General features: G+C 64.2%; 25 protein-coding genes and 2 pseudogenes. 13 read left to right on the forward strand and 14 right to left on the reverse strand.

Going from position 1 to position 23,218, the window contains the following annotated elements; all coding sequences use genetic code 11:
• Position 1: 1 nt before the first annotated feature.
• Together LWC34_RS21705 and dusB are read right to left on the reverse strand one after the other, a co-directional pair.
• Positions 2 to 721 (reverse strand): alpha/beta fold hydrolase, encoded by a 720-nt coding sequence (locus LWC34_RS21705; protein WP_233727009.1) that lies wholly within the window; start codon positions 719 to 721, stop codon positions 2 to 4.
• Between the two features lie 48 nt (positions 722 to 769).
• Positions 770 to 1,903 carry a tRNA dihydrouridine synthase DusB gene (gene dusB / locus LWC34_RS21710; protein WP_308200122.1) on the reverse strand — a complete coding sequence of 378 codons (1,134 nt, stop codon included), beginning with the start codon at positions 1,901 to 1,903 and terminating at the stop codon, positions 770 to 772.
• 157 nt (positions 1,904 to 2,060) lie between these two features.
• Between dusB and LWC34_RS21715 the strand changes: the two genes are divergently transcribed.
• A complete protein-coding gene (locus LWC34_RS21715) occupies positions 2,061 to 3,308 on the forward strand; it encodes an ATP-binding protein (RefSeq protein ID WP_233727010.1) in 1,248 nt (415 codons plus the stop codon).
• A gap of 19 nt (positions 3,309 to 3,327) precedes the next feature.
• On the opposite strand, the pseudogene LWC34_RS21720 reads toward LWC34_RS21715, so the two are convergent.
• Positions 3,328 to 3,591 (reverse strand): annotated as a pseudogene (locus LWC34_RS21720) (tRNA-dihydrouridine synthase); the annotation flags it as partial.
• Positions 3,592 to 3,727: 136 nt separating this feature from the next.
• Between LWC34_RS21720 and LWC34_RS21725 the strand changes: the two are divergent.
• Together LWC34_RS21725 and LWC34_RS58850 are read left to right on the forward strand one after the other, a co-directional pair.
• A complete protein-coding gene (locus LWC34_RS21725) occupies positions 3,728 to 4,048 on the forward strand; it encodes a hypothetical protein (RefSeq protein WP_233727011.1) in 321 nt (106 codons plus the stop codon).
• A gap of 17 nt (positions 4,049 to 4,065) precedes the next feature.
• Positions 4,066 to 4,437, forward strand: coding sequence for a hypothetical protein (locus LWC34_RS58850; protein ID WP_372496658.1), 372 nt, complete (start codon positions 4,066 to 4,068; stop codon positions 4,435 to 4,437).
• A gap of 74 nt (positions 4,438 to 4,511) precedes the next feature.
• On the opposite strand, the gene LWC34_RS21730 is transcribed toward LWC34_RS58850, so the two are convergent.
• The 3 genes from LWC34_RS21730 to LWC34_RS21735 all read right to left on the reverse strand — a co-directional run bounded on the left by LWC34_RS21730 (position 4,512) and on the right by LWC34_RS21735 (position 5,592).
• A complete protein-coding gene (locus LWC34_RS21730) occupies positions 4,512 to 4,886 on the reverse strand; it encodes a hypothetical protein (RefSeq protein WP_233727012.1) in 375 nt (124 codons plus the stop codon).
• Entirely contained in the window at positions 4,883 to 5,095 is a 213-nt protein-coding gene (locus tag LWC34_RS58855) for a type II toxin-antitoxin system HicA family toxin (protein ID WP_372496564.1), read from the reverse strand. The genes LWC34_RS21730 and LWC34_RS58855 overlap by 4 nt, the downstream gene beginning before the upstream one ends.
• A gap of 131 nt (positions 5,096 to 5,226) precedes the next feature.
• Positions 5,227 to 5,592 (reverse strand): winged helix-turn-helix transcriptional regulator, encoded by a 366-nt coding sequence (locus tag LWC34_RS21735; protein WP_233727013.1) that lies wholly within the window; start codon positions 5,590 to 5,592, stop codon positions 5,227 to 5,229.
• A gap of 49 nt (positions 5,593 to 5,641) precedes the next feature.
• Between LWC34_RS21735 and LWC34_RS21740 the strand changes: the two genes are divergently transcribed.
• Entirely contained in the window at positions 5,642 to 6,067 is a 426-nt protein-coding gene (locus LWC34_RS21740) for a TIGR03618 family F420-dependent PPOX class oxidoreductase (protein ID WP_233727014.1), read from the forward strand.
• 172 nt (positions 6,068 to 6,239) lie between these two features.
• Entirely contained in the window at positions 6,240 to 6,629 is a 390-nt protein-coding gene (locus tag LWC34_RS21745) for a ferredoxin (RefSeq protein ID WP_233727015.1), read from the forward strand.
• Here LWC34_RS21745 and LWC34_RS21750 read toward each other — a convergent pair.
• Together LWC34_RS21750 and ligD are read right to left on the reverse strand one after the other, a co-directional pair.
• On the reverse strand, positions 6,566 to 7,108 hold the full coding sequence (locus tag LWC34_RS21750) for a macro domain-containing protein (RefSeq protein WP_233727016.1): 543 nt from the start codon (positions 7,106 to 7,108) through the stop codon (positions 6,566 to 6,568). The two genes, LWC34_RS21745 and LWC34_RS21750, sit on opposite strands and share 64 nt — an antisense overlap.
• 52 nt (positions 7,109 to 7,160) lie before the next feature.
• A complete protein-coding gene (gene ligD / locus LWC34_RS21755) occupies positions 7,161 to 8,150 on the reverse strand; it encodes a non-homologous end-joining DNA ligase (protein WP_233727017.1) in 990 nt (329 codons plus the stop codon).
• A 31-nt stretch (positions 8,151 to 8,181) separates the two neighbouring features.
• Here ligD and LWC34_RS21760 point away from each other — a divergent pair, with 31 nt between their 5' ends.
• Positions 8,182 to 9,147, forward strand: coding sequence for a helix-turn-helix transcriptional regulator (locus tag LWC34_RS21760; protein WP_233727018.1), 966 nt, complete (start codon positions 8,182 to 8,184; stop codon positions 9,145 to 9,147).
• Here LWC34_RS21760 and lysA read toward each other — a convergent pair.
• Together lysA and LWC34_RS21770 are read right to left on the reverse strand one after the other, a co-directional pair.
• On the reverse strand, positions 9,144 to 10,460 hold the full coding sequence (lysA, locus tag LWC34_RS21765; protein WP_233727019.1) for a diaminopimelate decarboxylase: 1,317 nt from the start codon (positions 10,458 to 10,460) through the stop codon (positions 9,144 to 9,146). The genes LWC34_RS21760 and lysA overlap by 4 nt on opposite strands.
• A gap of 113 nt (positions 10,461 to 10,573) precedes the next feature.
• Positions 10,574 to 11,008, reverse strand: coding sequence for an SRPBCC family protein (locus tag LWC34_RS21770; RefSeq protein WP_233727020.1), 435 nt, complete (start codon positions 11,006 to 11,008; stop codon positions 10,574 to 10,576).
• Positions 11,009 to 11,039: 31 nt separating this feature from the next.
• On the opposite strand from LWC34_RS21770, the gene LWC34_RS21775 reads away from it, so the two are divergent.
• Entirely contained in the window at positions 11,040 to 11,621 is a 582-nt protein-coding gene (locus LWC34_RS21775) for a TetR/AcrR family transcriptional regulator (protein ID WP_233727021.1), read from the forward strand.
• Here the strand turns inward: LWC34_RS21775 and LWC34_RS21780 are convergent.
• Together LWC34_RS21780 and LWC34_RS21785 are read right to left on the reverse strand one after the other, a co-directional pair.
• The gene (locus LWC34_RS21780) at positions 11,588 to 12,226 is read right to left on the reverse strand and encodes a response regulator (protein WP_233727022.1); all 639 of its coding nucleotides are present in this window, start codon (positions 12,224 to 12,226) and stop codon (positions 11,588 to 11,590) included. The two genes, LWC34_RS21775 and LWC34_RS21780, sit on opposite strands and share 34 nt — an antisense overlap.
• The gene (locus LWC34_RS21785) at positions 12,223 to 13,320 is read right to left on the reverse strand and encodes a sensor histidine kinase (protein ID WP_233727023.1); all 1,098 of its coding nucleotides are present in this window, start codon (positions 13,318 to 13,320) and stop codon (positions 12,223 to 12,225) included. The genes LWC34_RS21780 and LWC34_RS21785 overlap by 4 nt, the downstream gene beginning before the upstream one ends.
• A 136-nt stretch (positions 13,321 to 13,456) precedes the next feature.
• On the opposite strand from LWC34_RS21785, the gene LWC34_RS21790 reads away from it, so the two are divergent.
• The 3 genes and pseudogenes from LWC34_RS21790 (at position 13,457) to LWC34_RS21795 (ending at position 17,184) form a co-directional block, all read left to right on the forward strand.
• The gene (locus LWC34_RS21790; protein WP_233727024.1) at positions 13,457 to 15,220 is read left to right on the forward strand and encodes a prolyl oligopeptidase family serine peptidase; all 1,764 of its coding nucleotides are present in this window, start codon (positions 13,457 to 13,459) and stop codon (positions 15,218 to 15,220) included.
• A gap of 20 nt (positions 15,221 to 15,240) precedes the next feature.
• Positions 15,241 to 15,511: pseudogene (locus LWC34_RS59310) on the forward strand (transposase); the annotation flags it as partial.
• Positions 15,512 to 16,623: 1,112 nt separating this feature from the next.
• Positions 16,624 to 17,184: a TetR/AcrR family transcriptional regulator gene (locus LWC34_RS21795; protein WP_233727025.1), complete on the forward strand. Its 561-nt coding sequence runs from the start codon at positions 16,624 to 16,626 to the stop codon at positions 17,182 to 17,184.
• Positions 17,185 to 17,187: 3 nt separating this feature from the next.
• On the opposite strand, the gene LWC34_RS21800 is transcribed toward LWC34_RS21795, so the two are convergent.
• Complete coding sequence (locus LWC34_RS21800) at positions 17,188 to 17,727, reverse strand: TenA family protein (protein ID WP_308200123.1); 540 nt, start codon at positions 17,725 to 17,727, stop codon at positions 17,188 to 17,190.
• A 216-nt stretch (positions 17,728 to 17,943) separates the two neighbouring features.
• On the opposite strand from LWC34_RS21800, the gene LWC34_RS21805 reads away from it, so the two are divergent.
• The 3 genes from LWC34_RS21805 to LWC34_RS21815 all read left to right on the forward strand — a co-directional run bounded on the left by LWC34_RS21805 (position 17,944) and on the right by LWC34_RS21815 (position 20,775).
• Entirely contained in the window at positions 17,944 to 18,168 is a 225-nt protein-coding gene (locus LWC34_RS21805) for a hypothetical protein (protein ID WP_233727027.1), read from the forward strand.
• 215 nt (positions 18,169 to 18,383) lie between these two features.
• The gene (locus LWC34_RS21810; RefSeq protein WP_233727028.1) at positions 18,384 to 19,811 is read left to right on the forward strand and encodes a purine-cytosine permease family protein; all 1,428 of its coding nucleotides are present in this window, start codon (positions 18,384 to 18,386) and stop codon (positions 19,809 to 19,811) included.
• 10 nt (positions 19,812 to 19,821) lie between these two features.
• On the forward strand, positions 19,822 to 20,775 hold the full coding sequence (locus LWC34_RS21815; protein ID WP_233727029.1) for a nucleoside hydrolase: 954 nt from the start codon (positions 19,822 to 19,824) through the stop codon (positions 20,773 to 20,775).
• A gap of 65 nt (positions 20,776 to 20,840) precedes the next feature.
• Here the strand turns inward: LWC34_RS21815 and LWC34_RS21820 are convergent, their stop codons facing one another.
• Positions 20,841 to 23,129, reverse strand: coding sequence for an ATP-binding protein (locus LWC34_RS21820; protein ID WP_233727030.1), 2,289 nt, complete (start codon positions 23,127 to 23,129; stop codon positions 20,841 to 20,843).
• Between the last annotated feature and the right edge of the window lie 89 nt (positions 23,130 to 23,218).

Raw genomic sequence — 23,218 nt, forward strand, 5'->3', positions numbered from 1 at the left:
GTCAGGAACTTATCGCCTCGACAAGCTTGTCGGGTGCCTCCATGTGGGCAACATGGCCGAGATTATCGAGCAGAAGCAGTTCGGCGCCGAGCGTGTACGCGAGCGTCTCGGTTGGCCTGCCGAACGGCATAGTTCCAACATTTTTGGCCCCAAGAACAATCTTGGTCGGGGCCTTCGGTACGGCCACCTGGTCGTAGTCGAGGTCATAAGCGAGCATCGCGTCGAGCTCACGGACGGCCGATGCGACGAACGGCAATTGGGACTTCCACATCCGGTTACCGCGATAGCGCTCCAAGACATCGGGCGGAGTCGGCGACACATCGGTGACAATGATCTCCATGGCAGCGTGGAGATCGCCCGCATCGACTGCCCGTTTTGCCCGGTCAACAGCGCTGCCAACAAAGGCCTTGAGCTGATGGCCGGTGGCGATGGGCTCGTAGAGGATCACGCTGTGCAAGTCGTCGCGCTGTTGCGCGGTGAGCAATGCGATCACGGCGCCATAGCTATGGCCGAAGAGAATCGGGTTACGCCCAGCCTTGTCGAGAACTCGATGAAGATCGTCGATCTCGGTCTTGAGGCTGTAGTCCGTGTTGAGGGCGACACCATTGCGGCCGCGACGGTCCCGCGCGATTACGTCGTGGCCCCTGGCGACAAGGCCGGTACGGACGTCGTTCCACTGCGCCGCGTCGGCGAGGACCCCGTGCACCACAACCATGGCCATGTCAGAGGGAACCCAATCGACATTGAAACCATGCCGTGACGCGCGTCACTACCCGCCGGAGTGCATGACGTCGGCGCCGATCGGGACCGAACGGTCGTCCGGGTCGTCGAGCCAACCCTCCGGCAATGTGACCTTGCCAGGCGAACCCTGGCGCCCGCGCGGGCCTTCGGCGTCCTTGGGGAACGGTGCGTCGTGGTCGAGTTGCGTGATCAGATCCTCGATCTGGCCGACGGTGTCAACCATGGCGAACTTCTGGCGAAGCTCGGACCCGATGGGGAAACCCTTGAGATACCAAGCCATGTGCTTGCGCAGATCCCGGATCCCCTTGTCCGCGCCAAGGTGATCGACGAGGAGAAGTGCGTGCCGGTGCAAGATCCGTGCGACAGTCCCGAGATCCGGACCGTCCGGAATCGGCTCATTCCTGAGGGCGGCCTGCAGTTCAGCGAAAAGCCAAGGCCTGCCAAGGCATCCACGGCCGACGACAACACCATCGCACCCGGTCTGCGCCATCATCTTGATTGCGTCGTCAGCACAGAAGATGTCCCCGTTACCGAGGACAGGGATAGTGGTGACGGCTTCTTTGAGCATCGCGATCTTCGACCAGTCCGCGGTGCCCGAGTACCGCTGGGCGGCGGTCCTGGCATGCAGAGCAACCGCTTGTGCCCCTTCGGCTTCCGCGATCCGTCCGGCGTCGAGGAAGGTCAGGTGCTCGTCATCGATGCCAACCCGGAACTTGACGGTGACAGGCACATCGCCAGCGGCATCGACGGCAGCCTTGACGATGTCCCCGAAAAGCCGCCGTTTGTAAGGAAGAGCGGCCCCGCCACCCTTCTTGGTCACCTTGGGAACCGGACACCCGAAGTTCATGTCGATGTGGTCGGCTCGATCCTCGCTGACAATGATCTTGGTGGCCTCGGCGATGGTGGCGGGGTCGACGCCGTAGAGCTGGAGTGAGCGTGGGCTCTCGTCCTGGCCGAAGGTGATCATGTGCATGGTCTTCTCGTCGCGTTCGACGATGGCCCGTGCGGTGATCATTTCGCAGACGTAGAGCGAGGTGGGGCTGCCGAACTCGCGGCACAGCTGCCGGAACGCCACATTGGTGATCCCCGCCATCGGAGCGAGCACGACGGCAGGATCGACCTGGTAGGGGCCGATCTTCAACGACGGAGTTCCAGCATTCACGTCCCCAAGGCTAACTGGCGACACGCGCCACCTAGTCCTGACTGGCCATTCGTTCGGCAGATCCACGACGGAGATTTCGGCAGATGAGCGAGAGTGTCTTCGGCAAACCAGCGACGTAATCTTCGGCAGATCCACGAATCACCTGTACTATCAAGTCGTGCGCACAGCTGCGGAATACCTACCACGTCGAGCTACTGAGCTGATTGCGGACGCGCTCGAGGACACCCGCGTGGTCATCGTCAACGGTGCCCGTCAGACGGGTAAGAGCACGCTCGCTGAGTTGTGCCTGCGCGACCGCGCTGACAGTATGCGGCGATATTTGGACGATCCTCGGACCAGGGCATCGGCCGTCGCTGACCCGGTCGCGTTTCTTGACGCCCCCGGCACGATGCTCATCGATGAGGTCCAACGGGTTCCGGAGTTGTGGCTGACGATCAAGCATGTGGTCGACCGCGATCCCCGCCCAGGGCGGTTCCTGCTGACTGGGTCGGCCCGATTGCTTGGCCTGAGTCAGCTGCCTGACGCCCTGCCTGGGCGTTCGGAGACCATCGAACTGTTTCCGCTGTCCCAGGGTGAGATCAACGGCCAGCCCGACGGCTTTGTCGACGCCGCGTTCACCCATGGCAGCCAGCTTGCGGTGAAACCCTCGCAACTGCGTCGCCGTGATTACCTGGCTCTCGCTTCCTGCGGTGGGTACCCAGAAGCCATTCGCCGGACAAGTCCCCGGCGCCTGGCCCAGTTCTTCCGGTCGTATCTGGACGACATCATGACAAGGGACGTCCATCAGGTCGCGGACATCCAACGCGGTTCCGATATGCGGCGACTTGTCGGGACACTCGCAGCGCAGTCCGGCGGCTTGCTCAACTACGCGCGACTGTCGTCAGACCTGGCGCTTCCGGCGTCGACTGTCCGCGACTACGTCGGACTCCTCGAACTGGTTTACCTGATCCGGCTGATTCCGGCGTGGTCAGCGAACGCGACAACTCGGGCCGTCGCTACACCGAAACTGGTCTTCAACGACGCCGGTCTTGCTGCGTACTTGGTCTCCGGAGTCACCAACGACGCGGCGATAGGCGGACTCGTCGAAACGTTCGTCATCGGTGAACTCGCGCGCCAGATCACGTGGAGCCAGACGACTCCGCGCCTGCACCACTACCGAGACCGCGATGGCTACGAGGTCGACGCGGTGCTGGAGGACAACGCTGGGCGAGTGGTCGGCATCGAAGTGAAGGCTGCTGAAACTGTTCGTACGGACGACTTTCGCTCCCTGCGTCTGCTTCAACGACGCCTCGGCGACCGTTTCCGCGCAGGCTTTGTCCTCTACTGCGGAGACCAGCAACTGCCTTTTGGTGAGAACCTCGCTTGCGTTCCGATCAGCGCATTGTGGACGACATCACCAGAGTGAGTTGTGAGTGCGTTGACTTCGGGCACCGGAAGTTCATATCGATGTGGTCGGCTCGATCCTCGCTGACAATGATCTTGGTTGCCTCGGCGATGGTGGCGGGGTCGACGCCGTAGAGCTGGAGTGAGCGTGGGCTCTCGTCCTGGCCGAAGGTGATCATGTGCGTGGTCTTCTCGTCGCGTTCGACGATGGCCCGTGCGGTGATCATTTCGCAGACGTAGAGCGAGGTGGGGCTGCCGAATTCACGGCAGAGCTGCCGGAACGCCACATTGGTGATCCCCGCCATCGGAGCGAGCACGACGGCAGGATCGACCTGGTAGGGGCCGATTTTCAACGACGGAGTTCCAGCATTCACGTCCCCAAGGCTAACGGTTCCACTCGCGGTGCTACCTTGGTATTACCGGGCGAGCTATCATCGGGCCATGGCGGTGGAAAAATTGAGTGTGTCCCTTCCGGACACTGTCGCGGCGCGAGCTAGGCGAGCGGCTGACCGGGCGGGCATGCCGTTGTCAGCGTGGCTGGCGCAAGCCGCCGAAGCAGCTGCGGATCTTGCTGAGGCTCAGGCCGCCGCGCAGGAGTACGCGGCCAGGTTCGGTGAGCCGGACCCCGACGAGCTGGCGGAGATTCGCGTCCAGCTCGCAGAAGCGGGTGTTGGTTCGCCTGAATCGCCGGAGGAAGCTTTGGCGCGTGCGGACGCTTTGGCCCGGCTTCTGGGATTCCCGAACGAAAGGCGAGCCGGTTGAGTGCTCGTGGTCTGATCTTGGATGCTGGTGCGCTGATCCACGTCGAGGCCAATCCCAGGGGACGCGTCTATGGGGCATGCCGTGATGCTCTTGACGCGGGAACACCTGCGCTGCTGCCAACAGTCGTACTCGCACAAGTGTGGCGGGCGAGTACGAGGCAGGCCCCGGTCGCGATGCTCCGCAGGATGTGCCGATCGGTCCCATTTACAGAGGACGTCGCGGAAGCAGTCGGACGCATGCTCGCTTTGGCTGGTACCGCTGACGTTGTGGACGCGGCCGTCGTCATCGCTGCGATTAGCCACGGGTGTGCCGTGCTCACGTCGGATCCCAGCGATCTAGGGAAACTAGCGAACGCCGCTGGTGTACAGATACCGCTGGTAGTCGTCTGACCAGTGTGCCGGCTGTGGGCACCCGAAGTTCATCGACGTGACCGGCCTGGCCTCGCCGACAATGATCTTGCGTGTCACGTCGGCTTGACGAGCTGGCTGATTCTCTGCGGCGAGACGCCGAGGATCCGCGCAGCATCCTGTTTGGACATTCCGTTGCCGATGATGTGAGCGACTGCTTGGCGGATCCTTTCGGCGGCGCAGCGCTGGGCTTGTTCGGCTGCCCGGGTTTGCTCGCGAGCCTTCCTGACCTCGTCGCCCAGTTCGCCAGGAAGCGTGAATTCGATGTCGACCTCGACCGTGTCAATGGGGATCTCTTCCATGATGGCAACGAGATCCTTGGCCATTCGCTCGGCTTCGGTTGTGGTACGCCCCTGGGTGGCTCCGACACCGGGCACCTCTACGACCCACCACTTGCCCTCGCGGCGAGCTGTCGCGGAAAAGCTCTTCACTGCAACCACCCTTCGGGAAGGCATGTCATCTGCTTGCCGATGCTGCGTACCACTCCTGCGGTAATCGTTCGGTGGTTCGGGACTGACGTGCGGTGTTGGCTGCATGGGCAACCGAAGACCTCGTGTCCTCCGGAGTTGCGGAGCGACACGCATCCGTGGTTTGTCAGCAACGTGACCACGTCCGCCCGTTTCATGGTTTTTGAAACCATGAGGATAATCTAGGGGGGATAGATGGTCAATCTAAATCCCCTCTAGAGGGTTTCACCTGGGATGTGTATTTCACCCGCGAGCCAACGGGTTGTCCGGAAAGCGCTCGTCCAGCTTGTTGCGCCGCTCATCGCTACGGGCCGGTCCGAGCCTCCTGAGCGGCCACAACGGCCGCGCCGTTCTGTTCCGCCCACTCGGTGAGCATTTCGATGGGTTTCATCAGAGTCACACCAAGTTCAGTCAACGTGTACTCGACCCGCGGCGGAACCTCCGCGAAAGCGGCCCGCGTGACAAGCCCATGCTCGGCGAGCCGCCGGAGTGTCTGGCTGAGCATCTTCTTCGAGATACCGCCGATCAGGTCGAGCAGTTCGCCATGCCGACGCGGGCCACGGCTGAGCCCGTACAGCGTGACCACGGCCCACTTGTCGGTGATGATCTCGACGGCCAACCGAGCCGGACAATCGGCCAGAAATACGTCCCCACCAGTAAAGTCACCCACGGTTCCCAGGGTACCGACGGGTGCCCATCGGCTTCGTAGGCTGCTGATCATGACAACGCTTCCGCCAAGCACCCACCGGCTGTTCGAGACCGACCGCTACGCCACCTTCATCACCATCAATGCCGACGGCTCGCCGCAAACCAGCCTGATGTGGGTGTCCCGCGACGGCGACGACCTCCTCTTCGGCGCGGAGAACTTCCGCGTGAAAACCCGTAACCTCAAGCGCGACCCCCGGATCACCGTGATGATCGAGGACGACCGGAACAACCCGGATGGCCTACGTCAGCACCTCATCGTCCGCGGCACAGTCACCTTCCACGGCCCGGACATCGTCGAGGAGTGGGCGGCGTTCATGGACAAGCAGTCCCATCGCTACCTCGGCACGGATTTCCCGTTCCCCAACAGGTTCACGCCAACCGGCGTGATCGGCCGGATCAAGCCCGACCGCATCTCCGGCGTCGGCCCGTGGGCTTGACTTCAAGCCCGCGTGAGGTTGCACGATCCGGCCTATGTACTGGAATCCCTTGCCGGCCATTCACGAACTCGCGACCGGCGACTGCCTCAAAAGCGATTGGCCGAAGCGCAACTGGCGCAACACCCCTGGGCCGTTCTACGGCGCTGAAACTGACACCTGTTGGACTGGCCGGATGAGTGCACCCAGGCACGTGATGTACGACGATGACTACGGCCAGGAGTTCATCTATCGCCAGCCCCAGAACGTCGAAGAGGTCAAGCAGGTGCTCGACGCTGCCTGGGACGACCCCTGGACTGGCTACGCCGCCGACGGCGACAACCACTGGACACCGGCGACGGTCCGCGAGTGGTGGGCTGACCGAAGACGGCTGAGCGAATGGGCGACCGGGCTCCTCAGCAATTGGTCCATCAGTGCGAACGAGGATGAGCGTGAAGCAGCGACCGGAGCAAGGGATCTCTTGGCATACCTTGATAACGGCATGGCGGCGTACCTCAGGGGTTACGTGTTCTGGCTGTCCGAGGGACGCGAACCCGTTGCGGACGACACTTTGCCGGAGCTGTGATCCAGGAGCAACGAGTACATCTGCTCGTCGAACGCCACAAGCCGGATCACTTCAACCTTGGTCGATGTGAGCGTCGACACCGCGATCGACGCGGCTTCTGGGAGTGGATAACCGTAGACGCCGGTGGCGATCGCCGGGAAAGCGATACTGCGGACACCGAGTTCCTCGGCTAGCAGCAGGGATTTCCGATAGCACGAAGCGAGCACGTCGGCTTCCCCATAACCACCGCCTTCCCACACCGGTCCGACCGTATGGATCACGTACTTCACTGGCGCGAGGTCGAATGCCGGTGTCGCGATGGCCTCGCCAGGCAGGCACGGCGCAAGTGCCGCGCCTGCCTCGGCGAGCCGCGGCCCGGCAGCGTGGTGGATCGCGCCATCGACACCGCCGCCGCCCATCAGCGACTCGTTCGCCGCCGTGACAATGGCATCCACGCGTTCTTGCGTGATATCGCCAAGCACCACTTCGATCGAGGCCATGCCCCGATCATCGCAGCGATCGGTCCACGTGTCCGTCTAGTTCGCTGACAGCTCAGCGGGCCTCCGGATGGCGTGCGCGGCTTGGCGCCACACGGTCCGGTTCGTTGGGCTGCTTGGGGTACACCGGCGGCCATGGCGCGTCCATCAATCCAGCAGCCATGTCCCGGGAATGCATTTCCAGCAACGGTTCCAACGACTGTGGACGCATCGACTCCCAAGGATCGCCCAGTGCGGCCAGTCGCGCGGGCACCGAAGCCAGCGTCAGCGTCTCCGGCGACACCGAGTCCACTTCGGACCAGAACAGCGGCGTGGAAACCGGCCCGGTCACCTTGTCCCGCACCGACCACGCGCCGAAAACCGTCTTGTGCGGGGCATTCTGGTTGTAGTCAACGAAAATCCGCTTACCGCGTTCTTCCTTCCACCAGGCTGCGGTGATCAGGTCGGGTCTCCGGCGCTCCAACTCACGGGCCACGGCCACCGCGGCCGACCGAACCGCGTACGAATCCCACCGAGGCTCAAGACGCATGTACACGTGCAGTCCACGCTTGCCCGTGGTCTTCAGATACCCCTCAAGCCCCAGCGACGACAGCAAAGCCCGCAACTCGTGAGCAGCCTCGACGGCCTGTGCGAACTTGGTCCCGGGCTGCGGGTCGAGGTCCAGCCGTAGCTCGTCGGCAAAGGAGGCATTGGTCGCCGTGAACGGCCACACGTGAAACCCGAGACATCCTAGGTTCACGGCCCAAGCCACATGAGCGAGGTCCGCGATGACGAGGGCGTTCGACGGGGTCCCGTTTACCGTCTGCACCACGGTCGTCTGCAACCATGGCGGGACCTTGTAGGGCACGCGCTTCTGGAAGAAGGACGGCCCGCCCGCTCCACGCGGGAACCGCTGCATCAGGACGGGCCGTCCGCCCATCGTGCGCATCAGCGGCTCGGCCACCGCCAGGTAGTAGTTGACCAGGTCGAGCTTGGTTTCGCCGCGGTCAGGGAAGAACACCCTGTCCGGGCTCGACAGTGCCACTTCGCGTCCCGCGACCTGCATGTTCTCCGACGCTACCCGGCAGAATCGGGGTGTGCGAGCGAGTCGGTTGCTTTCGGTCCTCCTGCTGCTGCAGGCCAGGGGGCGGATGACCGCGCAGGAACTGGCCGATGAGCTGGAGGTCTCGGTCCGCACGATCTACCGGGACGTGGAGTCGCTCAGTACCGCGGGCGTGCCCGTGTACGCCGACCGCGGCCCGGCCGGTGGCTACCAACTGTTGGACGGATACCGCACGCAGCTGACCGGCATGACCACGGCTGAGGCCGAGACGTTGTTCCTCGCGGGCCTGCCTGACCAGGCCAAACAGCTCGGGCTTGGCGAGGTCCTCGCGGCCGCGCAGCTCAAGCTGATGGCCGCGCTTCCGCCCGAGCTGCGGGACAGGGCGCAGTCCATCCGGGAACGTTTCCTGCTTGACGCGCCCGGGTGGTTCCGTGAGGGCGAATCCGCGCCCTACCTCTCCGCAGTTGCCGCGGCCGTATGGGACCAGCGGTGCATCTCCGTGCGCTACCGGCGGTGGGGCAACGCTGAGGTGACCAGGCTGCTCCAGCCGCTCGGACTCGTGCTCAAGAACGGCGCCTGGTACCTCATCGCGACGAGCAAGGGCGAGCCGCGCACCTATCGGGTGTCGAGGATTCTCGCGTTGGAGCCGACCGACCAGAAGTTCGACCGGCCCGAGGACTTCGACCTCGGCAAATACTGGGAGGTCTCGGCCGAGCGCGTACAGAACACCCTGTGGCAGGGCGAAGCCACCGTCCGGCTTTCCCCGCAGGGCCGCAAGCTGGCTTTCCTGCTTGGCCCGGTCGTTGGCCGCGCGCTGCGCGACCGCGAACCCGAGCCCGACGAGGACGGCTGGATCACCGTCACCGTGCCGATCGAGACGAACCTGCACGCCCTGCACGCCATCCTGCAGCTCGGTGCGGACGCGGAAGTCCTTGAACCACAAGAACTCCGGGACATGTTCGCGAAAGCGGCCACGGATCTGGCGCGCCTCTACTCCTAGCCGACGTCGCGTGCCATCAGGTCCTCTTCGGTTTCCCGGCGCACCAGAGGCCGCGCGTAGCCGTCGCACACCCCAATGATCGGTGGACGGCAGACCTGGTTGTAATTCGAAGCAAGGGAGTGGTGGTACGCGCCGGTCACCGGCACCGCGAGCACATCGCCCGCGTGCACATCAGCGGGGAGTGGGACGTCAGCGGCGATGATATCCCCTGCCTCGCAATGCCTTCCGACGACCGAGACCGTCCGAAGTGGAGCACGGGAGTTCCGGCCAGCGAGCCGTACCAGGTAACGGGCGCCGTACAGCGACGCACGCATGTTGTCGCTCATCCCGCCGTCCACTGCGACGTACGAGCCTTTCACCGTGATGACACGGTAAAGCGTCACACCCGCGTTGGCGACGAGGGCGCGACCGGGCTCGATCGTCAGCCGAGGCGTCGGTAGCCCGAGCGAAGAAGCTGTGTAGCTGATCGCGACCTGTACTCGTTGCGCATACCCGACCAGGTCGAACTCCTGCTCGCCCGGCAGATAGGGCACGGCGTGGCCGCCGCCGAGGTCCAGCGAACGCAGCACGATCCCGTGCCGGTCGCGGATCTCACCCATGAACTCGACCATCCGCCGGGCGGCGAGCTCGAAACTGGCCACAGACCTGATCTGCGACCCGATATGGCAGTGCAGTCCATCCAGCCGCAGACCTGGCTGCGCCAGTACGGCCGAGACCGCGGTCATGGCGTCTCGCAACGGAAAACCGAACTTCTGGTTCTCCACTCCTGTCGCGATCGCCTTGTGCGTGTGCCCGTCGACGCCCGGCGTCACCCGGACGAGCACACGCTGCGGATGTCGTGCCAACGAGCCAAGCTGCTCGATCTCGTCGAGTGAGTCGACCACGATCCGCCCAACCTCGTACTCCAGCGCCGCCTTCCAGTCCTCAGTGGTTTTCACGTTGCCATGCAGCAGGATCCGCTCGGCAGGGAACCCGACCGCACGAGCGATCGCCAGCTCACCCGCAGAGCAGACGTCCAGTGAAAGTCCTGCTTCGGCCATCCAGCGCAGCACGGCCCGGCAAGTCAGCGACTTGCCCGCGTAGGCGATCTCGAAGCCAGGCAGCGCGGCCTGATACGCCGCACACCGGCGCCGAACTTCGTCCTCGTCAAGAATGTATGCAGGGGTGCCGAACCGTGCGGCAAGCTCAGAGGCCGAAATGCCTGCGATGGACAGTCCGTCGGCCGTGGCGACGGTACTGCGCGGCCAGACATCCGGCTCGAGTTTTGTATGCAGCGAGCGGCCCAGACTCGGGAGCACATCGGTAAGAGTCACTCCACCACAACAGCGCGATTCGGGCGCGGTGGCGTCAAGTGCGACGCGGTCATGACGACTCGACGGCCCTTGTTAGCGCGATCTTGACAGTGAGGTGACGCCGGCCACTGTGATCAGGGCTTGCTCGCATAGTCAGCCAGCGCGTGTGCGAACTCGTCGGTCAGCTTGTGCAGCGCGCGCCGGTAAATCCAGCCCATGCCGGGCACTTTCGGCCGGAACGACGTGTGCCAGCGGATGTCCGTGCCGTCGCCGCTCGGCGTCAGGTCGATGTCGGCGCGGTAGCCCCTCAATGGCAGCCCGGACAGCAGGACGTAGCTGAACCGTTTGTCCTGCACCAGTTCGGCGACCTGCTCGCGCATCTTGTAGCGGCCAGTGAAGAAGTTGCGGATCGCGCCGACGCTCTCCGGCTCCGGTGAGCTGGGCTTTTCCAGTTCGAACCGCTCGAGCTTCGACCAGACCGGCCAGGTTGAGCCGTTGCGTAAGAGGGCGTAGATCCGGCTCGGTGTGGCCGTCGAATGGGCGACGACCTCGAATTCCTGCTTCGCCATGTACCAGATGGTACATGTACCATGCGGTTCAATGGTAGACGCGAAGCAACGGCTGTTGTCCGCGGCAGTGGACCACGTGGCCGAACATGGAGTCGGTGAGCAGAGCCTGCGCCAGATCGCCGCCGCGCTCGGGACCAGTCATCGGATGCTGATCTATCACTTCGGTTCGAAAGAGGGCCTGCTCGTGGAGATCATCAAGGCGGTCGAAGCGCGTCAACGCGAAGTACTGGCCGACTTGGCGCACGAGCCGGGTGAGTCGGCCGGTGACATGGGACGACGGTTCTGGAAGCGGATCTCCGACCCGGCACTGTGGCCGAACATCCGGCTGTTTTTCGAGGTCTACGGCCAGGCGCTGCAAGGCAGACCAGGCACGACACACCTGCTGGACGACGTGGTCCACGCATGGCTCGACCCGGTCATCGCGGTCGGCGTGGCCCAAGGCTTGTCCGAAGAGGACGCTCGGGTGACGGCCCGCCTCGGGCTCGCGGTGACCCGTGGGCTGCTGCTTGACCTGCTGGCCACGGGCGATCGCGAGGCGGTGGACGCGGCGATGGAGCGCTACATCGTCAGCTACGAGGCTCAGCTGCCTGGTCGGGCCAGCCCGCTTTCGTAGGCCAGCACCACGGCGTGCGTCCGGTCGCGGGCGTTGATCTTGGTGAACAGCCGGGAGACGTAGGTCTTCACGGTCGCCGGAGTGAGGTCCAGTTCCGTCGCGATCTCGGTGTTCGTCCGCCCTTTCGCGACCAGCCTGAGCAACCTGGTGTCCTGTTCGGACAGCTCGGGCAGTTTCACGCCGCCGGGCAGCGCGACGCTGTCCAGTAGACGCCGGGTGACTGACGGCGAAAGCACGGCGTCGCCTGCGTTGATCGATCTGATGGCCTCGATGACGTGCTCGGGTGGGGCATCCTTGACCAGGAAACCGCTGGCACCAGCCCGCAACGCGGCGTGGACGTTGTCGTCGTGGTCGTAGGTCGTGAGCATCAGGACCCTGGTCGTGGTGTCCTTGGCCAAGATCTGTTTCGCGGCTTCGATTCCGTCGAGGCGCGGCATCCGGATGTCGAGCAGAACCACGTCAGGCCGCAATTCCTCTGTCGCGGCAATGGCTTCGGCACCGTCGGCGGCCTCGCCGACCACGGACAGGTCCGGTTCGGACTCGACGGCCATCCGCAGGCCCATCCGCACAATGGGCGCGTCGTCGCAGATCAGGACGGTGATCATGACGGCACCGGGAAGATCGCGCGGACTGACCAGCCGCCTTCCGGCCGTGGACCGGCGCGTAGCGCGCCACCGGCGAGCTCGGCCCTCTCCCGCATCCCGGTCACGCCATGGCCAGGGTTGACCACGCCGCCTTCGCCGTCGTCCGTGATCTGCAGTTCGAACGCGTCCGGCCAGTACTTCACGCTGATCCTGGCGGCTTTCACGCCGGAGTGCCGCATGACGTTGGTCAAGGACTCCTGCACGATCCGGAAGGCGGCGGCGCCCGCCGTCAACGGCATGCGGATGGGCTGGCCGTCGATGTCGACCTGCACATCCAGGCCGGTCTGCCGGGCTTCGTCGACCAAAGTAGACAGATGGTCGATGGTGCGGACGCTGCCTTCTTGGATCGAGTCGAGCAGCATTCTGTTCTCCGCCATGCCTTTCCGGCTGACATCCTCGATCTTGGCGAGCGCGGTGGCCGCGGCCTCGGGGTTGGTCTCGGCGATCTTGCGGCCGCCGCCAGCGAGGACGACCATGCCGCTCATCGTGTGCGCCAACATATCGTGCAGCTCCCTGGCGATCCGGGCCCGCTCCTCCGCTGCGGCTTGCGCGGCAACGGCTTCTCGCTCACGTTCCAGCTGCGCTGTGCGTTCCTCCAGTTCGGTGAGGTACGCGCGCTTGGTTCGGTGGTAGCGGCCAAGAAGCCACGCGGTGCCGACCCAGCCGAAGGCAAGCAGGGCAGTGATCGCGTACGGCTGTTTCGTCTCGGCGGTCACCAGGAAACTCATCAGGACGATCACCGCGACGGTCACCCCGATCAGGCCGAGGACCGTCTTCGTCGGCTCGACCTTGATCGAGTACGCGGCCAGTCCGTACAGCGGTATCCACGTGATCACCACGAGCGGGCCACCGGAATCCCAGTGCCACAACAAAGACGCGATGAACGCCACGGCGGTCACCATGAAGATCGCCACGGGAAACCGGCGGCGCCAGACCAACAGCAGGCTGCCGACGATCGTGACGGCCATGGCCAGCCAGCGGTCCCAGTAGAGGGTGGCCAGGACGGCAGCGAGGAACACGGCAAGCGCGATGTCCTGGCGGCGTTCGGTCCACATGGGCTCAACCATAAGCCCATCAACCCCGGTAAACCCGAACCATCAACCCCAGTCAATACCAACTTCAGACCACAGACAGATGCGAAGCCCCACCCGAACTTCCTAACGTGGAATCAACGAACTCGGGGGAAAAACCATGAGAAAACCCATCACGCTAGCCCTACTGATCCTTGCCGCAGCCCTGCTGCCCAGCGTGCCCGCATCGGCGTCCGCACGTGCGATGGAAGTAAGAGACGTCGTAGAGGTCAGGCAGATCCCGGAAACCCGGATCTCGCCCGACGGTCGACAAGTCGCCTTTCTGGTGACCGAACCGTCGGTCGCCACGCACACAGTGACCAGCCGGATCATGGTCGCGGACTTCGACCGACCGGACCGGGCCAGATCGGTCTACGCGGGCGACCGGGTGACCGACCTCGGCTGGCACGGCAACTCGATCACGTTCCTTACCGCCATGGACGGCGCCGACGAGGTCTGGTCGGTACCGGCTGCCGGTGGCAGACCCCGCAAGCTGTTCGACGCACCCGTGCCAGCGGTCCCGATCGGCGGGCAGCGGTTCGCGTTCTACAACTCGAACACCCCGGCCCACGACGCGAAAATCCTTCGGCACCAATGGTCTCCCGACGGACGCAGCCTCGCGTTCATCACACCGCACCTGGTGAAGCCGGACACCAGTGGTGGCGTGGTGTACGACGAAGCGAAGTACGGCATCCAGTCCATTGTGGAAGGCCAATACGGCTCGGCGCGGGTCGGCGTATGGGTATGGGAGGCTGGTCGTCCTCGGCACCTGACCGACGTGGACCTTGGCCCGCAGGGCGGTCTCGGTCCGTTGGTGGCGTGGTCAGCGGATAGCGATCGGTTGGAACTGGCTTTCCGAGGCAAGTCCTGGGTAGTCGACGTCCGAACCGGCGGGCAGGTCAACACGCCCCTTTCGACGCCACCCGCGCGACAGTCACTGGCTTCGGACAACCTCAGCGCGTTCTCCTACGCGGCAAACCGAGCCGCCGCTGTCCGTCAGTCCTGGAGCTCGCCACCACGGTTGGTGGTGATGGAGGGGCAGACAATCCGCGAAGGGCACAATCCCAACGCGCAATTCGCCAGCATCCAGTTCCAGCCTCCCGTCGCAGCACAGTGGACAGACCCGCATGGCCACAAAGCTGGCGGGTACCAAATCGTCCCGCCACAATGCCGGTCAACGAGATGTCCGACCGTCGTCATCACGCATGGCGGGGACGCGGCCCGAAACGGGTTCATGTCGGAAGCCCACGAATGGCAGTACCCGTCACAGCTCTTCGCTGCCAAGGGATTCGTCGTACTGGGGGTCGATGAATCACCCACCGCACCAGGTGGCCCCGGCAAGGACTGGCCCGAAACCCTGCGCAACATGCTAGAGCCCGTAACCATGATGGAAGCCGCGGTGCGCCAAGGCATCGACGCCGGATTCGTGGATCCAGGCCGCGTCGGCATCGCAGGCTACAGCCGCGGCGCTGAGGTCAGCCAACTCGCTGCAGCCCATTCCTCCATGTTCAAGGCAGTCTCCGCAGGCGAAGGCGGCAACGGCACAGTCGGATACTGGCTCCTCGGCGCCCAGAACCCAAACGTGGCCGAACGGGCAAAGCAAGTCTTCGGCGGCTCACCCGTGGACCCACAAGCAGCGGAACACTGGCAGCAGTACGCCGCCGACTTACGCGCCGCCCAGATCCGTACACCGATGTTGCTCCAGGCAGCGTCATTCAACGCAGTAGCAAACCTGGAACTCCGCGCCTACCTCAAAGCCCAGGGAGTGCCCGTGGAACTGATCGTGTTCCCCGGCGAAACCCACATCTTCCACCAACCAGCGCACCGCGCAGCAGCAATGACCCAGAACTTAACCTGGTTCGACCGCTGGCTCGCCTCGGCATAAGCACACCCGCGTGCCGAGCGACCGGACTGCCGGACGCGATCACGGCCGTGTGACCACGAACGATCACACAGACGTGCATCGTGCATGTGCTTCCGCTATGCCGGGCGGCAGCATCGGGACGTGATCGCCCAAGGCGTTGAAGCCGATCTACAGCGCACCTACCGCGGCCGCTGCGAAGGAACGCTTCGCCGAGTTCGCTGAGGCCTGAGGCGCCCGCCATCCGGCGATCATCCGATTGTGGGACAACGCGTGGGCCGAGAGTTCGTGCCGTTCCTGGCGTTCACCCCGGAGAACTGGCAGGCACCAAGAGGTTGTGTGGTGGCCGCGACAGTTGGATGGTCTCGCGACTTGATCCCAGCTGTTGTTCGCGACCAACGGGAACTCGAGTGGTCCAACTACACCACGCTCGACGAATAGGCCCACGCCCGCCCTAGGGCGTGTTTCAAATGCCCGATCGCGATAGCCAGGCCGGATGCGGCCCCTGACGCCACCGCGGCAACGCCCAAAGACAACCAGTATTCGCGGCGTCACCGCGGCGTCGCCAGGAACCACCCCGATCCTGCCTCTCATCGACCGGGACATTCGAAACACGCCCTAGCAGTCCGCGGCCAAACGCTGAGTGGCGCTGCCGTAACGGCCGCATACCTGGAATCACCACCGCGGCCGCATCCACCCGTCACCCGCGTGCCTAGCCTCTCAAGTCAGTACAACCAACGGGCGATCGGCACGGCGACTCGCAGAGGGTTGACCACAGCCAGCCGCGCCAGCCCGCCCTACCTATGACAGGACCCAATGCGGTGAAGGCCACCCTCGCGGCGTTCAACGCACCTAACTCGGCCCTCACACCCTCGAACACCAAGCAATGCCCGCAATCCTCACCCGAACGACCGGTCCCAACACAGACAACCCGCCAGGCGCACGGTATTCACAGTCAACGTCCGGTTCCCGGCCCAACCCCGAGCCTCGGGTTCCTGGCATCGGCGTTCAGCGCGCCAAACTCAGCCCGCACGCCCGCCAACACCAAGCAATGCTTGCACCTACGCGGTGCTTCGTCCGGCTGCGAGGCGACGACATGGACGAAGGTTGTCCTGGCGATCCGCAGTGAGTCCTCCAAATCGGGTGCATGAGTTACTCCGCGGTCCTGGCCGCACCCGTAGCGACCCACGCCGGGATTCATTGTCAGCAGCCCGGTCGGCAGAGCGGGGCTTGATCATCACCAGCTGCCACGTGCGGAAGCCACCGCACCGGAGGCGTGCCAGCTACCTGCGGGAACTTTCCGATGAACCCACCTACTAAGTGGTATTTGGTCACATTCCGCGCTCCTTACCGGAGTTAAAATCGGAATGGCGACTCCGAATCTTCCGACTCGGAGGAACCGTCGACTGCCGATCCGGGTGAGGAGCATGACTGAGACCGAAAGGCCGCTGAGGGCCGACGCGCGGCGCAACCGTGCGCGGGTGCTTGAGGTTGCCCAGCAGGTCTTCGAGACCGAAGGGCTGGCCGTTCCGGTCGACGAGGTCGCGAAGCGGGCCGGAGTTGGCATCGGCACCGTCTACCGGCATTTCCCCACCAAGGAAGCACTGCTTGAAGCCATCCTGATCAGCCGGGTCGAAGCGCTCATCGCGGACGCGCAAGCGCTTGCGGGCGCGAGTGACCCCGGTGCGGCCTTCTTCGGTTTCGTTGTCCGGATGGTCCGGCAGGTAGTCGGCAACAAAGCCCTCGGTGAGGCGCTGGTGTCGTCGGGCTTTGATCCCGTCGAGGTCCTGGGACCAACGCACGCTGTCCTGCGCGCCGCGCAGGATCACTTGCTCGCGCGGGCTCAGGAGGCTGGTGCGGTTCGCAAGGACGTCACCGGCGCCGATGTCAAAGCGATCATCGTGGGGATCATCGCTGCCGAACGGCACACGGACGATGGCGAGCCGGGCAGGCTTGGCTCGATCATGATCGAGTCCCTGCGGGCCTGAGTTCTACAGATCGGCGAGCGTGTTCCAGAACATCAGCTCGTAGTTCAGCAACATATGTCCATGCCGCCGGGCCTCATTCGGCTGCCAGCCTTGGTCCAAAGCCGCCTGAATTGCATTCAGTGCATACTGCTCCGGCTCGGGGACGGGCTTGGCGAAGAAGTCGAAGAACGCGCATGCCTGATCGTCGAATCCGTACTGCGCGCGCAACGAAGAAGCGATCGCCGCGCAGTATTCGCCCCATGCCGCGAAGTTCGCGAACAACGCCAGCAGTGCGTCGACCGGCTCCGCGTTGAGTGCCAAAGACGCCACATACGCCGGATATGCCTGGCAGCCCGCCAGCGGCACGTAGCCGTCGAGATCCGCTCCGGATGCCTCGGCCAGTGGGACAAGCAGGTCCAGCGCTAGGCTCTCGCCACCGGCAAGGAAGCTGAAGAACTGCCTGGCGGATTGTTCCTGCGCGCGAGCGGCCAAAGTCAGGAACGCCCGCCAGTCACTGGCGATTATGTGCCGTTCTTCACCGGCCAGCGCCGCGATGGCTGACACTGGGGCTCGTCCGTCCGCAACCATTGGTAGTAGACGGTTTGCTCCCGGCAAAGGGGTGAGTTCTGCTTGTGTCTGACTCAACACCGCACGGGCTGAGGTTGTCATTGCCCAAACGTTACGGGACCGACGCATGGCGAACGTCACCTTCACAGTCGAATCACTATTAGGTTCACCGCACGTCTCAACCGCATGAGAGCAGGAGGGGTACACGGGGCCATGGAGTACCTACCGGACTTGGTCGCCGCTCAGTGTGAGCGCGCGTGGAAGTCCGAGATGGCTTACGAGCGTCTCGCCGATCAAGCGGGCATCGGTGCCGAGCACGCCAGCCATCTGTTGCGGTTCGCGGTGCAGCGCATCGCGGAAGGCACCGCGACCACGGTCGACCCATACGCCCTTGCCGCCGAGTGGATCAGGGCATCCCACACTCGCGCCCGGCCATGATCGCCGGGCGCGCCACGCGACTCCCCCACGCAGTCGGCGCGTCCGCTCCACACCAGCAAGACCCCTAGACATGCTGCTGTTCATGCACGGCCACGCCTGTTACGTTCCGCTTATCGTCAACGATTGACTGCCGCGGCATTGGTTTGCAGGGGTGACTTGTCGACTCTTTTGGGAGACACCACTGCGTCACCCCACTGGAGCAGGGAGGGGCGCCTGTGGTTGGGGTCGCGCGGGACAGCTGGCAGATCGAGCAAAAAGGCATCGACTGGGTCGGCGAAGCCGAGCGGCACAGCAGCCCACCCAGCCTCTTCTGGCCGTGGACAGCGGCGAATTTCAGCTTCTTCACCGTGGCTTACGGCGTCTTCGTGGTGGGTCTCGGCCTGAATCCGTGGCAGGGCGCCTTGGCGGTCGTCATCGGACTGGCCGTGTCCTATCCCGTCGTCGGCCTCGTCGCGCGGGCGGGAACCTTGGGCGGCGCGCCGACCATGACACTCAGCCGGGCGGCCTTCGGGCATCACGGGAACAAATTGCCAACATTCTTCGTCTATTTGTCGTTAGTTGGTTGGGAGACCGTCAGCGTCACGCTGGGTGTTCTGGCTACCCGCACGATCCTCGAACGGATCGATCCCGAGCTGAACAACACGCCCATGGTCATTCTCGGCTTCGTGATCACGGCCGGGCTGGTCATGCTGATCGCGATCTACGGCTACGACGTGATCCTCCGCGTCCAGAAGTGGATCACGCTGGCCGTCGCCATCGCGGTCGTCGGCTATCTGCTGATCATCATCCCTGAACTCGACTTCTCCACCAGCACCGGAACGGGCGGCGTCGCGCTCCTGATCGGCGGCGTCACCCTGGTGATAGCCAACGGAATCGGCTGGACACCAGGCGGAGCCGACTACAGCCGATACACCGCGGGCTCGGCCAAGTCGGTGATCTGGTGGACGGCGATCGGCGGCGCGACCGCGCCCGCGATCCTGATGTTGTTCGGCGTCCTGCTGACCGCGGGCAATCCACAGTTGGCCGCGGCTGCGGCAGCCGACCCGATCGGCGCGTTCGCGGTCGCGTTGCCGACGTGGTTCCTGATCCCGTTCCTGCTGGCCACGATCCTCAGCGTGATCGCGGGCGCGGTGTTCAACCTCTACAGCTCAGGACTGAACCTGCTCGCCCTCGGCCTGAAGATCCCGCGTTGGGTGGCGGTGGCGATAGACGGTGTCCTGATGGTCATCGGTGGGATCTACCTGGTCTTCATCGCGCCGAGCTTCTTCGCACCGGTGCAGTCGTTCCTGATCGTCATCGGTGTCGTCACGGCGGCATGGTCGGCGATCTTCGTAACTGACATGTTCCTGCACCGCAAGAACGGCTACGACAAGGACGCCTTGTACGACCCGGCAGGCAAATATGGCGCCTTCAACCCGGCCGGAGTGGTGTCGATCGTGGTCGCGATAGTCGTCGGCCTAGGCCTGGTCACCTCGGCTGACGCGAATATCCGCACGATATTGGGCTACTGGCTGACACCTGCGGCCGAAGCAGGAAGCGTGGGCGCGAGCAACATCGGTGTCGCTGTCGCGTTCGTGATCGGCGCTGCGCTGTATGGGTTGCTGAGCACGACTTTGCTGCGACCTGCTGACCGTTCTGGTTGAGTGAACCGTCGTGCGCATCATCCTGGACACTGACCCGGGCATCGACGACTCGCTCGCGATCCTTTTCCTCGCGGCACAACCGGATATCGAGCTCGTCGCGGTCGGAAGCGTGCACGGCAACGTGCCCGCCCCGACAGCCGCCGACAACGCCTTGCGAGTGCTGGACATCGCAGGCCTCAACGACGTCCCAGTCGCCATCGGCGCACACCGCCCATTGGCCCAGGAACTACGTACGACGGAATTCGTCCACGGCGCCGACGGCCTCGGCGGCCAAGCAGGCCCCGCCCCACACCGCCGCCCCGTGGACATATCGGCAGCGGAACAGATCGTGCAGCTCGCCAGGGCAAACCCCGGCGAGCTGGCCCTGCTTGCCTTGGGCCCGTTGACGAACGTCGCCATCGCGACGCTGCTCGAACCCCGGCTACCAGAGTTACTGCGGTCGGTGATGGTCCTCGGCGGAGCACTTGGCGTGCCCGGCAACGTAACCACGCATGCCGAAGCAAACATGTGGCACGACCCAGAAGCCGCGGACCTGGTGTTCGACGCAGGCTTCCCAAACCTGACCCTGGTCAGCCTCGACGTGACGGAGAAAGCCCGCGCCGACGAAGCCTGGATGGCGGCGCTGGCGGAACTCCCAACGCCACGCGCCCAGTTCGCGAGCGCGTTGCTGAAGCACTACTCGGACTTCTACTCGCGAATGTTCGGCTTCCGCACCTGCACAATCCACGACCCACTGGCAGCGGTGCTGCTGCAGGACCCGAGTTTGGCGGAATACCAGGAAGTCGTGGTGACCGTGGAGTTGCGCGGCACGCACACCCGCGGCCAGCTGATCACGGACTGGCGCAACATCGTCGACGACTCGGACATCGAAAGCAAAGCAGGCCAAGGAAGAACCCCGGTGCGCGCGGCGACATCGGTGAACACAGAGGCATTCCTAGCCCGCCTCTTCGAAGCCCTGCATTAAAAAGCTCGTGAGTGGTTAGACGTGTTCTAACCCGCGTAACCACTCACGAGGGGTGACCTGCGGGTTCAGCCCGCGGTGCGGGGCGTCGATGCGAGCAGTTCACGCACATCCTCGGCCCGAGGGTCGTCCAGGTCCGTGAAAATGGCGAGCGCGTCGTGCCAGGATTCGCGGGCAGCCTCCGCCTCGCCGGTGTCGAGCAGCAAGCGGCCTCTGCTGTGCAGGGTTTCCGCTTCGCCCCAGCGGTCGCCGATTTCGCGGCGTGTCGCCAGGGCTAGTTCGAAGTTGGCGAGGGCTTCATCGGGTTTGCGCAGCCGGGCATACAAGTCGCCCAGTTTGACCAGGGTGTAGCCCTCGCCGTGTTTGTCCGCGATGTCGCGGAAGATGTCCAGGGCTTGGTTCAGCTCGTCTAGTGCTTCGTCGAGGCGGCCGAGTTCTCTCAGGGCGTTGCCGAGGGAGGCTCGGGCGATTCCTTGTCCTTGCTTGTTCGCGGTCATCAGAGGTGCGTTGTCGGCGTGTTCGTGTTCGACTTCCGCACGGATTCTCAGTGCTTCGAACAGGGAGTCCGCCGCGGCCGAGAATTCGTTCTGGTCGCAGTCCACGAATCCGATCGCGGTCAGTGTCCAGGCGAGGCCGACTTGGTCGTTGATTTGCTTGCGGATCTCCAGCGCCTGGGCCAGATGCTCTTTCGCGTCCTTGAACCTGCGGAGTTCACGGAAGCCGTGTGCGACGTTGTTCAGCGTCCAGGCTTCGCCGAAGCGGTCGCCGAGCCGCCGGGCGCCCGCTATGCCGAGTTCGTGTGCGCTGATCCATGGGCTCCAGCGTTTTCTGAGGAATACGAAGTTGAAGCTGCCCACCGGGAGTTTCCAGGCGATCGCGTCTTCGCCGTATTCGAGCGCCAGCCTTGGCACCGCGATGAGGTTCGGCATTTCCGCTTCGCACCAGGCCAATGCTTCGTCGTACGAAGAGAATGTCAATGTTGGCAACGAGAATGGGCACGGTTCGAGTGGTGGGTCGAATCGTTGCGGCGAGAGCACGTGGTTCGCTTCGAAGGACGTTTGCAGATACCAGTGCAGCACTCGTTGTACCGCGAGGTTTCGAGCCTCCAAAGGTTCTTCTTCGTTGGCACGCTCGGCTGCGTAGACACGCAACAAGTCGTGGCATCGATAGCGGCCGCCACCCAATCCCTGAACCAGGTGTACGCCGACGAGACGGTCGAGCAAGCGGCGTGCGTGGGCGACTGGAACATCAGCCATGGCAGCGGCGGCGTGCACGCTCAGGTGCGGGCCTTTGTGGAGGCCGATCAGGCGGAACATGCGGGCGGCTTCGCCGGAGAGGTCACGGTAGGACCACGAGAACACCGTACGGACCGCGATGGAATCGTCCTCTGCGGACAGTACGTCGAGGCGTTCTTCTTCCGCGCCAAGCTCGTCGGCTAGTTCGTCCACTGAATGGTGTGGGTGCGTCGCCACGCGTTCGGCCGCGATTCGCAGTGCGAGCGGCAAATGGCCGCATCGGCGGGCGAGTCCTGCGGTTGCTTCTGGTTCCTCGTCCGCGCGGGAATTGCCGATCACCGTCCGCAGCAACAGGATCGATTCGTTCTCACTCAGTGGCCCGAGTGTGATCCGCTGGTCTTGCCTGATCGGCAGGCCGCCGAGGCGCATTCGGCTCGTGACAATCACGCCGCAGCCCGCGGATCCTGGCAACAGGTGTTCGATCTGACGTGAATCGCGCGCATTGTCCAGAACGAGCAAAATCCGGCAGCCGTCCAGCAACGATCGGTACAGAGCCGCGCGCTGGCTGGTGGATGCTGGGATCGCGGCGGCGTTCGTGCCGAGGGCGACCAGGAATTCCTCGAGGACGACGTCTGGGCGCGATGGCTGGCCGTCGGGCGAGTAGCCGTGCAGGTCCACGTACAACTGGCCGTCCGGGAAGCGGTCTTTGACTTGGTGCGCGAGGCGCAACGCCAACGCCGTTTTGCCGACACCCGGTGGTCCGTCGATCGCGACTGTCCATGGTGCACCGGGCATGTCGCCGGACAGCGCTAGGTCCAATTGGCTCAGTTGGTGCTCTCGGCCGACGAACGTTGCCGCCGCCGCGGGCAGTTGGGCCAAGCGGGGCAGGCCTTCCGAGGTCGCCAGCGCGATCAGCTGGCCGCCTGCCTCAAGCACTTGGTCGCAGCGCCTGGCCAGTTCCGTGGTCGGTGGCTTGTCACCGGTCTCGACTTTGCCGATGTACCCGCGGGTGTAGTTGACCTGCTCGGCCAGCTTCTGCAGGGACAGGCCGCGCCTTGTGCGCAGCCTGCGGAGCTCACGTCCGAATGGCGAGCTGTCTTCCCCCAGCTTCACCTGCGGCATGTGTCCGAACCAATCGTGTCGACGCCCCGACCCGAGGATTTCAGGGTTCCCGCTACCAGAACAACCTAGGTGATCAGCGTCCCTCGATC

It is taken from the genome of Kibdelosporangium philippinense, assembly GCF_021390435.2.
Taxonomy (GTDB): Bacteria; Actinomycetota; Actinomycetes; order Mycobacteriales; family Pseudonocardiaceae; genus Kibdelosporangium; species Kibdelosporangium philippinense.

Excerpts from the sequence above, each read along its gene's own strand:
- LWC34_RS21705 (WP_233727009.1), bottom strand. The coding sequence starts at position 721 with ATGGCCATGGTTGTGGTGCACGGGGTCCTCGCCGACGCGGCGCAGTGG.
- LWC34_RS21725 (WP_233727011.1), top strand. The coding sequence starts at position 3,728 with ATGGCGGTGGAAAAATTGAGTGTGTCCCTTCCGGACACTGTCGCGGCG.
- LWC34_RS58855 (WP_372496564.1), bottom strand. The coding sequence starts at position 5,095 with ATGGTTTCAAAAACCATGAAACGGGCGGACGTGGTCACGTTGCTGACA.
- LWC34_RS21740 (WP_233727014.1), top strand. The coding sequence starts at position 5,642 with ATGACAACGCTTCCGCCAAGCACCCACCGGCTGTTCGAGACCGACCGC.
- LWC34_RS21745 (WP_233727015.1), top strand. The coding sequence starts at position 6,240 with ATGAGTGCACCCAGGCACGTGATGTACGACGATGACTACGGCCAGGAG.
- LWC34_RS21750 (WP_233727016.1), bottom strand. The coding sequence starts at position 7,108 with ATGGCCTCGATCGAAGTGGTGCTTGGCGATATCACGCAAGAACGCGTG.
- ligD (WP_233727017.1), bottom strand. The coding sequence starts at position 8,150 with ATGCAGGTCGCGGGACGCGAAGTGGCACTGTCGAGCCCGGACAGGGTG.
- LWC34_RS21770 (WP_233727020.1), bottom strand. The coding sequence starts at position 11,008 with ATGGCGAAGCAGGAATTCGAGGTCGTCGCCCATTCGACGGCCACACCG.
- LWC34_RS21775 (WP_233727021.1), top strand. The coding sequence starts at position 11,040 with ATGGTAGACGCGAAGCAACGGCTGTTGTCCGCGGCAGTGGACCACGTG.
- LWC34_RS21780 (WP_233727022.1), bottom strand. The coding sequence starts at position 12,226 with ATGATCACCGTCCTGATCTGCGACGACGCGCCCATTGTGCGGATGGGC.
- LWC34_RS21785 (WP_233727023.1), bottom strand. The coding sequence starts at position 13,320 with ATGTGGACCGAACGCCGCCAGGACATCGCGCTTGCCGTGTTCCTCGCT.
- LWC34_RS21790 (WP_233727024.1), top strand. The coding sequence starts at position 13,457 with ATGAGAAAACCCATCACGCTAGCCCTACTGATCCTTGCCGCAGCCCTG.
- LWC34_RS21795 (WP_233727025.1), top strand. The coding sequence starts at position 16,624 with ATGACTGAGACCGAAAGGCCGCTGAGGGCCGACGCGCGGCGCAACCGT.
- LWC34_RS21805 (WP_233727027.1), top strand. The coding sequence starts at position 17,944 with ATGGAGTACCTACCGGACTTGGTCGCCGCTCAGTGTGAGCGCGCGTGG.
- LWC34_RS21820 (WP_233727030.1), bottom strand. The coding sequence starts at position 23,129 with ATGCCGCAGGTGAAGCTGGGGGAAGACAGCTCGCCATTCGGACGTGAG.